Origin of the sequence: Acaryochloris sp. 'Moss Beach', assembly GCF_021497025.1 — a bacterium.
Lineage (GTDB): Bacteria > Cyanobacteriota > Cyanobacteriia > Thermosynechococcales > Thermosynechococcaceae > Acaryochloris > Acaryochloris marina_A.
This window is the reverse complement of the sequence record NZ_CP071717.1, coordinates 1,639,806-1,652,616: the sequence shown is the minus strand read 5'-3', so window position 1 is coordinate 1,652,616 and position 12,811 is coordinate 1,639,806. Positions and strand designations below refer to the sequence as shown.

9 protein-coding genes and 1 pseudogene are annotated in these 12,811 nt (G+C 45.8%); all 10 read left to right on the top strand.

From position 1 onward, the window contains the following. Nucleotides 1-39: 39 nt before the first annotated feature. The 10 genes and pseudogenes from HRE53_RS07600 (at nucleotide 40) to HRE53_RS07550 (ending at nucleotide 12,811) form a co-directional block, all read left to right on the top strand. Nucleotides 40-648, top strand: coding sequence for a 2OG-Fe(II) oxygenase (locus HRE53_RS07600; RefSeq protein ID WP_235109797.1), 609 nt, complete (start codon nucleotides 40-42; stop codon nucleotides 646-648). Nucleotides 649-666: 18 nt separating this feature from the next. Beyond that, complete coding sequence (locus tag HRE53_RS07595; RefSeq protein ID WP_235109795.1) at nucleotides 667-1,596, top strand: hypothetical protein; 930 nt, start codon at nucleotides 667-669, stop codon at nucleotides 1,594-1,596. 133 nt (nucleotides 1,597-1,729) lie between these two features. Further along, nucleotides 1,730-2,635, top strand: a complete 906-nt coding sequence (locus HRE53_RS07590) for a hypothetical protein (RefSeq protein WP_235109794.1) — start codon at nucleotides 1,730-1,732, stop codon at nucleotides 2,633-2,635. Next, complete coding sequence (locus HRE53_RS07585) at nucleotides 2,625-3,842, top strand: cupin domain-containing protein (RefSeq protein WP_235109793.1); 1,218 nt, start codon at nucleotides 2,625-2,627, stop codon at nucleotides 3,840-3,842. The genes HRE53_RS07590 and HRE53_RS07585 overlap by 11 nt, the downstream gene beginning before the upstream one ends. 20 nt (nucleotides 3,843-3,862) lie before the next feature. Continuing rightward, nucleotides 3,863-5,836, top strand: a complete 1,974-nt coding sequence (locus HRE53_RS07580; protein ID WP_235109792.1) for a lasso peptide isopeptide bond-forming cyclase — start codon at nucleotides 3,863-3,865, stop codon at nucleotides 5,834-5,836. A gap of 294 nt (nucleotides 5,837-6,130) precedes the next feature. Then, the gene (locus HRE53_RS07575; protein WP_212662896.1) at nucleotides 6,131-6,271 is read left to right on the top strand and encodes a hypothetical protein; all 141 of its coding nucleotides are present in this window, start codon (nucleotides 6,131-6,133) and stop codon (nucleotides 6,269-6,271) included. Between the two features lie 193 nt (nucleotides 6,272-6,464). Further along, the gene (locus HRE53_RS07570) at nucleotides 6,465-6,605 is read left to right on the top strand and encodes a hypothetical protein (protein ID WP_212662895.1); all 141 of its coding nucleotides are present in this window, start codon (nucleotides 6,465-6,467) and stop codon (nucleotides 6,603-6,605) included. A gap of 506 nt (nucleotides 6,606-7,111) precedes the next feature. Continuing rightward, complete coding sequence (locus HRE53_RS07565) at nucleotides 7,112-8,926, top strand: ABC transporter ATP-binding protein (RefSeq protein WP_315876422.1); 1,815 nt, start codon at nucleotides 7,112-7,114, stop codon at nucleotides 8,924-8,926. Nucleotides 8,927-9,383: 457 nt separating this feature from the next. Further along, nucleotides 9,384-10,509: pseudogene (locus tag HRE53_RS34880) on the top strand (glycosyltransferase). 10 nt (nucleotides 10,510-10,519) lie between these two features. After that, on the top strand, nucleotides 10,520-12,811 hold the full coding sequence (locus tag HRE53_RS07550; protein ID WP_212662892.1) for a polysaccharide biosynthesis tyrosine autokinase: 2,292 nt from the start codon (nucleotides 10,520-10,522) through the stop codon (nucleotides 12,809-12,811).

Here is a 12,811-nt window from a genome sequence, read left to right as displayed (position 1 = left end):
TTAAATATTTTTCCATCGCTGAATAAAAGGTTCGGAGCAATGCCTAGCGCTGCTTTTTTTGAACGCTTGGGGGTATTTGTTGACCCCGGCTTTTTAGATCCACAATTTTGTGAGTCCTACCTCATGGAAGCACAGACCTGCCCCTGTGAGCCCGCTCGCCTCACAAGATATGGTGAGGCCGTGACCGACAATAGTCGACGAAAAACGGGCCAGTTGCAAATAAGTCAAACCACGGCCCAGAGCATTCGTGAGCGCTTAATTGCTATTAAGCCGCGATTAGAAACCCATTTCCAGGTCCAACTCCAGGACTTAGAACCCCCCTCCTGCTATCGCTATCAAGTGGGCGACTTTTTTGGCCTTCATCGAGATGTCATCGATCCGAGCCTACCGGGCTCTAAGTTTGAAAAAAATCGACTGGTGTCTTTAATTATTTTCCTCAACAGTATGTCCGCTGAGCCTAGTCCTCAGACCTTTGGGGGCGGAGCCTTAGCCCTCTATGGATTACTTGATGATGCTCGCGGTCAAAACTATGGCTTCCCTCTGGAACCTGAACAAGGTCAACTGATTGCGTTTCGATCCGATCTCTGGCATGAAGTTAAACCGGTCACCCATGGTGAGCGCTTCTCGATTGTCAGCTGGTTTGTCTGAAATTCCGCTTCTTCTTCCATGGCACTCCTGATGCCCCTTTCCACTCCCGTTGCGTTTCATATTTTCAATCGCCCTCAATATTCCAGTCAGGTGTTTGCCGCGATTGCCCAGGCCAAACCACAAGCTTTGTTAATCGTTGCAGATGGCCCGAGAGCTGATGTTCCAGAGGACCAAAAATTATGCCAGCAAGCTAGAGCCATTGTCGATCAAGTGGATTGGGAGTGCGAGGTGCTCACCCATTTTTCAGACTCGAATCTTGGGGGGCGGTGTTGCAATGCCCAGGGGTTGGATTGGGTGTTCTCTCAGGTGGAAGAAGCGATCATTTTAGAAGATGATTGTCTTCCCCATCCCAGTTTTTTCCCTTTTTGCCAAGCCATGTTGGCCCAGTACCGTCATCTATCTCAAGTGATGACTATCTCCGGCAGTAATTTTCTGGGAGATACCTTACCGATTCCTCAGACCTATGTGTTTTCTAAATTTTTTGTGTCTTGGGGATGGGCCTCTTGGCGCAGGGCTTGGCAATGCTACGACCTCAAAATGACGGGCTGGCCTCAGTATCGACAGGCCCAATTTTTTCCGCAGCCAGCCCTAGCAGATTGGGTTACCCAATTATTTGACTGGGCTTATCAAAACCAACAAGTTTGGGATATTCCGTGGTTTTATTCTTGTCTTGCCCAGAATGGTCTTACCGTGGTGCCCAAGGTCAATCTGGTTTCTAATATTGGTACTCAAGGCAGTCATACCCAAGGAAACCAAGGTCTGAATGAGTTGCCGACCTTTAATTTGGACCTAGATGCCATGATTCACCCAGACCCCATGGTGCCCAATCCGCTATTCGAACAGTTAATCTATGAGCTGTTTACTGCCAACTCCCCTAAATCCGCTCAACCGTTCCTGAAAAAACTCAAGTCCAACCTCAAGAAAATCCTGCCTATGGACCCACGGTAGGGATTGGCGGTCTATATCTGCAGGATTGATTCTCTAGGCTCTACTTTATCTTTCTCAAATATCTAACCCTGATTGCTTAAGGCAAAAATCGCCTAAAAACGTTATTCTTTGAGTCTGGATAACCGCAATTGCCATGTCCCACTTTTACTCAGCCTATGGCTTGACCCTACAGTCTGAAATTCAACTGCCAGAACTGATCTCTACCCTGGCAACTGATGCGGATGTTTGGATTCATTTTGGTGCCATTACCGATAGTCCTTTGCAAACCGAAAACACCCTGCATTGCTATCAAAATACAGATGCGGGGATGTATTTATATTGGCAGGGAGTGGGGACGTTTTTGATTCAGGAAGGGCAAGATGTCCTGATTGATTTAGAGATCGATCTGGATGAGGATCGCCTTCGCCTGTTTATTCTAGGCGCGGTGATGGGGGTCGTATTGCACCAACGAGGATTTTTGGTCCTCCATGCCAGCGCTGTGGCCTTAGAAGGCGAAGCCGTGGCCTTTATCGGTCAAAAACGGTGGGGCAAATCCACGATGGCAGCTACCTTGCATGATCGAGGCCATAGCTTAATTGCGGATGATGTGGTGGCCCTGGAAATCCAACGTCATCAAATTCAGGTGCAACCTGCCTTTCCTCAAATTAAGCTGTGGCCAGATGCCGTCGCTTGCATTGGCAAGCAACCCGAAGATTTGCCGCGATTAGGTGCCCGCTTAGAAAAACGGAATCATCAGCTCTCTTCGGGCTTTATGGCTGACATTCTGCCTCTTAGATATATTTTTGTGCTGGGGCAAGGAGACGAAGTCGCCATTAAGCCGTTGCCGCCCCAGGAGATTATTCAACATTTGATGCAAAACTCCTATGTCACCCGCTTTGAGCAAACTTTATTGCAGGAGCGAGGGGCCAGCCATTTTAAGCAACTGATGACACTGGCTCAACAGGTGCCTCTCTTGCGTCTTCTACGACCAGCTTCCTTAGACTTACTGCCGGACATTGCTACCCTAGTTGAAAATCACATCCTGGCCCATGAAGGTTGAGTCTCAGTTTGCCCGTTTAATCGCTCCCTGCACGATTGAAGATTTTTTCCAGACCTATTGGGAAGCAAAAACGCTTCATTTGCCCAGGAATGATGCCTTATTTTATGGGTCGGTCCTAGATCCAGGCGACATCGATCTACTGCTGCAAAACAAAGCTTTGTTGGCGGATTACAATAACTTCCGCCTAGTGGATCAGGGCAATAAGCTAAGTCTGGAAGACTGGTGCGAACGCCACTCTAAATCCCAACAATATTTTATTGACAATGACAAGCTGTATAGCTTGTTGCATCAAGGTTTAACCTTGACCATCAACGGGGCCCACAAGAAAATTCCCAAGCTGCGACACTTTTGTAGTGCCTTAGAATGCGAGCTGAAGTTTAAGCTCCGAACCAATATCTACATCACGCCCCCCCAAGCCCAGGGTTTAGCACCTCATTACGACGAACATGATGTGTTTATTCTCCAAATCACAGGGGAGAAGGAATGGAAACTTTACCATTCCCCCGTTGAGCTACCCTCTCACATCAGAGATCAAAGTATTGGCCGCCATGAACTGGCTGAGCCAGAGTTAACGGTAATGCTCCAGCCCGGTGATTTGCTCTATATTCCTCGGGGCGTTGTCCATCAAGCGGCCAGTCAAGAAACCACTTCAGTCCACGCATCCCTAGGGTTATATCCCACCTTTGCTTACGAACTCTTGGAGGAGTTGGTCACCATTGCCCAGGCTGACCCGGCCTTTCGGAAAGCGATTCCCCACGGTTTTTCCAGTTCTGAGCAACAGCAGGCTTTTGATGAATCATTTCAAACCCTGAGCCAGTCCTTAATGAATAGGGTGAAGACCAAAGAATTGGTGGAGCGGAAGAATGGGGTATTTTTGTGCGATCGCAAATCAGAAGACCAAGGCCGCTTCCAAGACCTGATCCATCTGCCACAGCTCAATCTCGATTCTGTCGTTGCCCGTAGGCCCAATATCCTATTTTCAGTTGATAGAAGTTCAACCCAAATTATTTTGAACTTCTATCAAAAAAGCCTAACCTTTCCTATCTTTCTAGCGGCTTCCCTGACCGATCTGATCGACCATTCCTGTCTGGCCATAAAAGATATTGGTGGTTTGATTAATGATGCTGGCAGATTGTCCTTAACTCAGAACTTGATTCAAGAGGGATTTCTCATGATTAAAGAGATTGAACCCACTTCTCATTCTTAAATTTCGACCCTTCTGTCATCATGAGCGCAATTACTGGCTTTGTTTATCCTCACCCTCATCCTGGGGGGATTGATCATCTGCATCAAATGGTCCAATCTCTGTCCCATCGGGGACCGGATGGGACAAATATATGGAGTCAAGATCAGGTTGGCCTGGGTCATTGTTTATTACAGACAACCCCAGAATCCCGGTTTGAAACGCTTCCTCTCAGCAATGCCTCCCAAACCTTAGTCCTCACTGCCGACGCGCGGATTGATAATCGTGCTGATCTGATGACCCAGTTGGGCCTGGAACAGCCTACATCCGAAGTCATTACCGATAGCGTTCTCATTCTTGCTGCCTACGAAAAATGGGGCGAACAATGTCCCGAATTTCTCCTGGGTGACTTTGCCTTTGTCCTCTGGGATGCCACTCAACAGCATTTGTTTTGTGCCCGCGATCATTTTGGGGTCAAGCCCTTCTTTTACTATTTCTCTGAACAGGTCTTTGCCTTTGCGAGCGAAATGAAAGCGCTGTTTCACTTGCCAGAAGTGCCTAGAACCTTAAATGAAACCAGAGTCGCCGACTATCTGACCCTCATGTTGTTTGATTCAGAAATGACCTTCTATGAGCAGATCCTGCGACTTCCTCCTGCTCACCGGATGACGGTGAGCAAAAATAACCTGGATATCTCATCCTACTGGTCTCTCGATCCTGACGTTGAACTACAGCTTGAGTCCGATCAAGCCTATGCTGAACAGTTTCAAGCTATTTTTACCGAAGCAGTGCGCTGTCGCCTCAGAAGTGCATTTCCCGTGGGCACGATGTTAAGTGGTGGCATTGACTCCTCCTCCATCACCTGTATGACTGCCCAGTTGAGACAGGAGGCACAAGAGACCGCTAAATTCCCCACTTTCTCTGCCGTGTTTAATGAAATAACGGCATCTGATGAACAGGAATTCATTAATGCAGTGGTTCATCAGCGGCCTATCGAGCCTCAGTATGTACAGGGAGATCAACTCGGACCCTGGACAGATTATCAGCAGATGTTGGCCCTTCAAGACGAACCCTTATTTGCCTGTAACTCCCACTTAACCCATGCCTTATATCAAATCGCTCAGGGCCAATCCGTCCGGGTGTTATTGGATGGCTTTGATGGTGATCAGGCGGTATCCCATGGAGTAGGGTATTTGCGCACCCTTGCCAAAGCGGGGCATTGGCTCAAGTTATGGCGCGAGATGAGCGGGTTTTGTCAAAGCTTCGGTTACGACTTATGGCCACTGTATCGGTCCTATGTCCGTAAATTTGGCATCAACCCCCTCCTCAAGAAGACAAAGATCACCAAAATTATTCGTAAAGTCAACACTTGGCAATCTCGTGGACAGCAAGACCCTAGTGCATCACAGGCAGCTCCAGCAATGCCTTGGGCCATTCCCCTTAGCCCAGACTTTATCGATCGGGCATCAGTGCTACAGCGCTATAAACAGTTGCGTCGTCAGCGCTTTGGCGCACAACCATCTCAACGTCATGAACATATCGTTGATGTTACGTCTGGCTTAGTCTCTTCGACCCTAGAAGTGATGGATCGAACAGCCGCCGCATCCCAAATTGAATTGCGATTTCCCTTTTGGGATAAGCGGTTGGTAGAATTTTGTGTCTCTCTACCAGAGGAGCAGAAGATGCAAAATGGTTGGACTCGGTTGATTATCAGACGTGGACTCGAAGGTATTCTTCCTCCCCAAATTCAGTGGCGCGCAGGGAAAGGAAATTTGGGCACAGCGTTTGACCATACCCTAGAGAAATACGGTACGGACTTGATCCACCAGGTCCTCAGTCATCCTCCTGATGCCATTGCAGACTTTATTGATATGCAAGAGCTGACTAACCTAGTCAATCGATGGCACACAGGACATGCTGAAGCTAACGACACTTTACTGATTTGGATTGCCGTTAACTTGATTCTTTGGCTACAACAAGCCAATCTAAGCTCCAATTTTGCAGAATCCACGCAATAGTAATCAAATCTTATGAATATTTAAGGATTGAGATTCTCCCCATATATTTTAAAAGCTATAATATCTAAACTGGATTTGTATGCTGAATTGATGTCCACTCGGCAAGATTTTCCACTGGATACTGCCTAAAATAGCGGCATCATGGTCCGGCTAGAAACTTGTTTCACAGCTGACCTGGGGGGGGGGTAAACACCTAATTAACTTTAATTAGACGCTGTTAACTTGTATGGCAACTCATATAAGTAAACCAGAACAGCTGCTAAAAGCAGATGACTTAAGGAGCAAGCTCAGGCCATGAAAAAATTTTATGATGCACCTCAATTGAGGGCTTACGGAAGCGTAGAAGATATGACAAAGAATGCGCCATCGGTGAATGCTATCGATGTGCCATTTGGAACCATTCCTGCTGGGGATATTGATGATATAACGTCATAGTTTATTACCCAGCCACGATTTTTTGATTGTTGCTAGAATGTTTGCGTCGTGGTCCAGCTTGAATTGTTTCACAGCTGACCTGGGGGGTAAAACACCTAATTGACAACAATTAGACGCTGTTAATTGGCAAATGCTTCCATATGCATAAGCCAGAACAGCTAAAGACAAATTAAGTAAGGAGTAAGCTAAGACCATGAAAAGATCCTATGGTGCACCTCAGTTGAAGGTGTATGGCAGCGTAGAAGATATGACTAAGAATTCACCGTCATTTAATGCGACAGATGTGCCTTTTGGGACGATTCCTGCCGGTGATATTGATGATGTAACGTCATAGTCATCCTTTTCAGTTATCTATAAACTGAATATTGATACAAACAGAGTCAGCCTTCAAAATGCTGGCTCTATTTGTTTGAGCTAAAACAGATCACAACATTGCATCTCCTCGATAACGGCCTGTTTAAGATCAACGGTTTCAGTGTTGCTGAATGATACCAATTAGCACCTAAGAGTGTAATTTTGATTATTTGCTAAGACACTTCAGTACTGGGTTTTACGAGTTTGAGAGTTACACCTTCAGGCACAGCTTGGTATGAGTCCTTGCTGTTCGGATGCAGGCTTTTTCAGCTTAGCCATATGGATGACGACTTTGCTTCTCTGGGGTGTAAGGCAGTCTCCCTAAGACTTCGACCTCATTATTGAAATGTGAACGATCTGGCAGATCAGCTCCATCCTATGACCCAGGATTTTGACTAGGGCTGGCCATGTTTTTCACCTCTCTCGCTGAGTGTGTTCGTACAGCGTTAGGATAATTCTGCACTATGCATTGTCAAATGGCCGTTTATGCTGACTGGATTTATCAAAGCAAGATTCAAACGTCCCTTGCACTTCATACCAGCTTTGAAATTGGTTTGGCAAAGCGGTCCTAACTGGACTTTGGCGCGCATTGGCTTGGTCATCATTCAGGGTATCCTACCCTTATTTTCCATTTATATGACTAAGCTGATTGTCGACCAAGTGACGATTAGCTTAGCACTCTCTAACCGGGCATCAGCGATCAACGATATCGTTCCTTTATTGGTTGTTGCCGCTTGCTTGACGATTAGTACGACCTTCTTTGCCTCGCTATCGGACTTGGTTACCATTGCTCATGCTCAGCGGGTCACGGATTATATGCAGGGCATTATCCACTCTAAATCTATTTCAGCCGACTTAGAGTATTACGAAAATGCCCAGTATTATGATGCCTTGCAGCGGGCACAACAAGAGGCTCCCTATCGCCCTCCCCGTATCCTGGATCGGTTAGCCTTGGCCGGGCAAAGTTCAATTTCACTGATCGCAATGTTGGGATTGTTATTAGCCTTGCATTGGAGCATTGTGGGGATTTTGTTTGTTGCTGCTATTCCGACTGTGTTGGTGCGGATGAAGTTTGCAGGGGTGATGTACCACTGGAAGCGTCGTCGTACTCAGCTGGAACGGCAGGCGATGTATTTGGGGTGGTTACAAACCAGCGATTTGTTTGCCAAGGAAATTCGTCTATTTAACTTAGGAGAACATTTCAAACACAGATATTCCCAGTTACGGGAAATAATCTATAAAGAAAAAGTAGGCATAGTTTCCAAACGATCCTTTGCCTTTTTTGGAGCCCAGGTAATTGCAGGACTGTTTGTATTTGCCATCTTTGTCTATATGGTCCAACAAACTTTGTTGGGAGTGCTCAAATTAGGGGATTTAGTTCTCTACTATCAGGCACTGCAAAAAGGCCAAAATAGTCTGAAGGGTTTGTTACGAAGTCTATCTGGACTTTATGAGGATAATTTGTTCCTTGCGAATCTATACGAATTTTTAGATATAGAATCAAAAGTTTTGGAGCCAGAATGCCCGCAGCCTTTTCCAGGGAGTTTAGCCACTGGAGTTGCCTTCAATAATGTGAGCTTTCAATATGTAACGACCCAGCGTCAAGCTATTCACAATGTTTCTCTCAAGCTTCAGCCAGGACAAGTCATTGCTTTAGTGGGGGAGAATGGTTCTGGCAAAACGACATTAATTAAGCTACTTTGTCGGCTTTACGATCCTACTGAAGGAAATATCACAATTGATGGGATTGATCTCAAAAACTTTAGCAAGCTTGAGCTGAAAAGCCATATCAGCGTCATCTTTCAAGATTATGCTAAATACCATTTCACTGCCCGAGAGAATATCCAGTTAGGGAATATTGAGAGACCTGCCGATGAGCATCGAATCCGATCGGCGGCTCAACTATCCGGGGCCGATAGAGTGATCCAGTCGTTACCTCAAGGGTACGATACTGTCTTAGGCAAGATGTTTGATCAGGGAGAAGAACTCAGTATTGGGCAGTGGCAGAAAATCGCTTTGGCTCGTGCCTTTCTTCGAGATTCCCAAGTGATTGTTCTGGATGAGCCAACCAGTGCAATGGACCCCAAAGCTGAGTATGAGGTTTTCCAACAGTTTCGGGAACTCATACAAGATCAGTCCGCCATTTTGATTAGTCACCGATTGTCGACGGTTAAGATGGCGGACTATATTTACGTGATGTCACAAGGTCACATGATTGAGGAAGGCAATCATACTACTCTGATGGATCTAAATGGGGTCTATGCATCGATGTTTGAAACCCAGGCTCAGAACTATCGGTAACCAATAATAGCGAAAAACTTCCTAAATTATCTGGCGAGGGGAAAAATGCCACGCTATACTTAACCTGCTGGGGTGCAAGTGGGCTAATTAAGTCCAGTTCCCAAGACTTTCACTTACTTACAATACTCTGAAATATCATTCTCCCTCACGCTTTAACTGAGTGACTATTACTAAAAGAAAAATTTGGAATTTCTGGGTTCTTTTCCTCAGTGAATATTGAGATTGAAGTTTATAGAATAGACAACCCATGCAGTGAACAGTGAAGTAGCTATGCTATGGACTGAATTGGGTTCTGTCATCTTTATAAAGCAATAATTCTCATGTTTAGGGTATCCTTTTACGAAGTGTTGTATCGTCAAGCTCATGATATTGCCGAGCCTATTCCTCCACATCCGTGTGATTTCTAAAAGTTGAACAAAGGGTCCTGGTGAAGTAGCAGCTAAAGTACGAACGAATTATGAAGATTGCCCTAGTTCATGACTATCTGACCCAACGCGGAGGCGCTGAGAGAGTTTTCGAGCTGTTATGTCGTCACTTCCCCAGTGCAGATATATTCACTTCTCTATACGATCCACAACAAACGATAGAGTTGGGCGATCGGCTCGTTCACACAACTCTTTTACAGAAATTGCCAGGAGCAACCAAGTATTTTAGGCTGTTGGCTCCTTTTTATTATCCAGCTTTTAGAGCGTTGGATTTACAGAAATATGACTTAATCATTAGCAGTAGCACTAGCTTTGCTAAAGCAGTGCGAACCCGACCGGATGCAAAACATATCTGCTTTTGTCATAACATCACTCGTTTCTTGTGGGACACCCAAACTTATTTGAGGGAGTATGCAGACTATCAGCATCTCTACCCCTTTATCGAGAAAATGTTTCGGATCATGAGGAAGGCTGATCTCGCCTATGCTCAAGAGCCCGATCTATATATTGCTAATTCTACTGAAGTCGCCCGCCGCATCCAATCGACTTATAGTAAGCAAGCGATTGTAGTCAACTATCCAATTGATAATTCTAAATTTTCTTTTTCAGACCAAAAAAGAAAATTTTTTCTTGGTATCTGCCCGATTGTTAGGCTATAAGCGTGTTGACGTTATTATTGATGCGTTTAATCAGTTGGGTTGGCCTTTGAAGATTATGGGAGATGGCCCGGAACGGGAGCATTTAGAACGTCGAGCTAAATCAAACGTCGAATTTCTAGGATATATCTCTGATGCAGAGCGCTGTCATCTGATGGCCAAAGCTAAAGCAGTGGTCGTGGCAGCCCTAGAAGATTATGGTTTGGTTCCCGTTGAAGCAAATGCCAGCGGAACGCCAGTGGTTTCTTTTGGTGCGGGTGGTGTACTCGATACCCAAGTTCCAGGCCAGACAGGTGTGTTTTTCAATAAACAAACAGCCTCATCTCTGCAGGCAGCACTCGTGAGATCGCAACAGATCGAATGGGACTATCAATACATTCGAAACCATGCCCTGTCACACTTTTCCGAACCCGTCTTCTTTCAAAAAATCCATCAAGTTATTAACCAAATTTATCCCGCTCAAACGATTAATCAAAATTCTTTTGTTCCTTCTATAAGTTGAAATACAGATTGTGACTGAAAGCAGTTTATACAAACCCCCTAATAAGCTTGCGCATCAACAAGATGCTTTGATTGCCCAAACCATTGACAAAGACTGGGGCTATGGGCATCTGCTTTCGATCTTAATCCGGCGGAAATTTTGGTTTCTAGGTGCCTTTGTGGGTGCTTTGGCAGGCTCTATTTTCCTGACTTTAAAAACTCAACCCCTGTATCAAAGTACGATGCAGCTTTTGGTGGAGTCCAACTATCAGTCCAAACCGAATGGTTTAGGGCCGAAGACCGCAGAGAATCGGTTTGCTGATCCGAATGTTCAAGTGGATCTCACGACACAACTGCAAGTGTTGACGGGGGCTGAAGTTCTGTCTAGGGCTGTTGAACGGCTACAAACAGACTATCCAAATATCACCATTGAGGATCTACGATCATCTTTGTCTTTTAGTCCTGTATATGGTCCAGATCGAACGGGTAAAGGAAAGGTCGCAACAAAGGTCTTGGCCGCCAGTTACATCAGTACTCAGCCTGAAAAAACCCAACAGATTTTAGAAACAGTCTTATCTGTCTATCAACTCTATAACCTAGAACAGCAGAAGCTCCGTCTCTCCAAGGGTTTGGCGTTTATTGATAAGCAATTGCCAGAAGTTCGCCGCAGCGTTTTGGAAGCAGAGGCTGCCCTGAAGACTTTTCGCAGTGGCACCAATGTGATTGACCCTGCTACACAAGCCCAAACCGCATCCGCTGCTTTAGACCGGATCAAAACTGAACGACAGGCTTTAGATGCTCAATACCGAGAAACCTATGCCAGTTTTACCAGTGTGCAGCGGCAGATTCAGTTAGCCCCTGATCAAGCTCGAACATCGGCTCGGTTAAGTGAATCGCCTCGGTATCAGTCTCTGTTGAATCAAATTCAGCAAACTGAATTAGAGTTAGCGCAAAAACGCCAAACTTTGACGGAAGATCATCCCATCATTTTCAATTTACTCAATCAGCGCCGAGATCAATTGGCTCTATTAGAGCAGGAAGTGGGTCGGGTATTGGGGAATGATGCGGGTCAGTTGCCCACCAGTGAGAACCAACTCAATGCAGGCCAATTTGGGGACAATGACTTATCCCTGGTTCGGCAGTTGAGTGAACTTCAGAAAAGCTTGCAGAGTTTGCAAGCACGCGATCGCAGCTTAGCGCAAACCGAAGCAAAGTTAACGACTGAACTCAAGCAATATCCTGAGTTATTGGCCCAGTTCAACCGCCTACAACCAGAAGTCTCTACTCGACGGGGGACGTTGCAGAAGCTTCTAGAAGCCCGCCAAGAGCTGGGATTAGAGATTGCCCGGGATGGCTTTGATTGGCAAGTGGTAGAAGCGCCCCAGCAGGGGGTTCAAATTAGTCCCAACGCCCGACGCAATTTGATGTTGGGAGCAGTCGTGGGGTTATTTCTGGGTGGCATCGCGGCCTTTGTGCGCGAAGCAATGGACGATAAGTTTCATAACTCAGATGATTTAGGTAATCAGTTCCCCTTGCCTTTACTGGGCGCTATCCCTGAACTCTCTACCTCTGACTTGCGAGACTCTCTCATTCTGCCCTTAACAGAAACCCAAAGCCCCACCTTTACTACGCCAGAACTATTTCAATGGCAACCCCTGCGAGAATCCCTGGACTTAATCTATACCAACATCCAGCTGCTACAAACCAAAAACCCCTATAAAACTTTGATGATTACTTCAGCTGGGACTGGAGAGGGTAAATCTACCTTGGCCTTAGGCCTAGCAATTAGTGCTGCTCGGTTAGATCAACGTGTCTTAGTGATTGATGCAGATCTGCGAAATCCAAGCTTGCACTACATGTTTAACCTGAATAACCATCAAGGATTATCGACTCTCCTCAATGGAGATGTCACCTTGGCGGAGCTACAGACTACCCCACAATGGGTTTATATGCGTTGGGATGAGTCTGAGCTAGATCCAGGAACGCTGCCTCCGTCTGATCTGAGTATTGATGTGTTGACCGCTGGACCTCTATCGGCAGATCCAGTAAAGCTATTGAGTTTAGAACGGATGCAAAATGTTCTCAAAGGCTTTGAAAATAACTATGATTTGATTTTGATTGATAGTCCTCCAGTGTTGGGCGTCGTAGATACCATTCCTATCGGCTTAGGATGCGATGGTGTTGTGATGGTGGGTCGAATGAAACAAGTCACCCGGTTAGAGTTATCACAAGCAATTTCTGCTCATAAGAAATTGAATGTGATTGGTCTAGTGGCAAATGGCGTGAGTCCCACCCATAAGAACTATGCTTACCTAAAAGCTTAA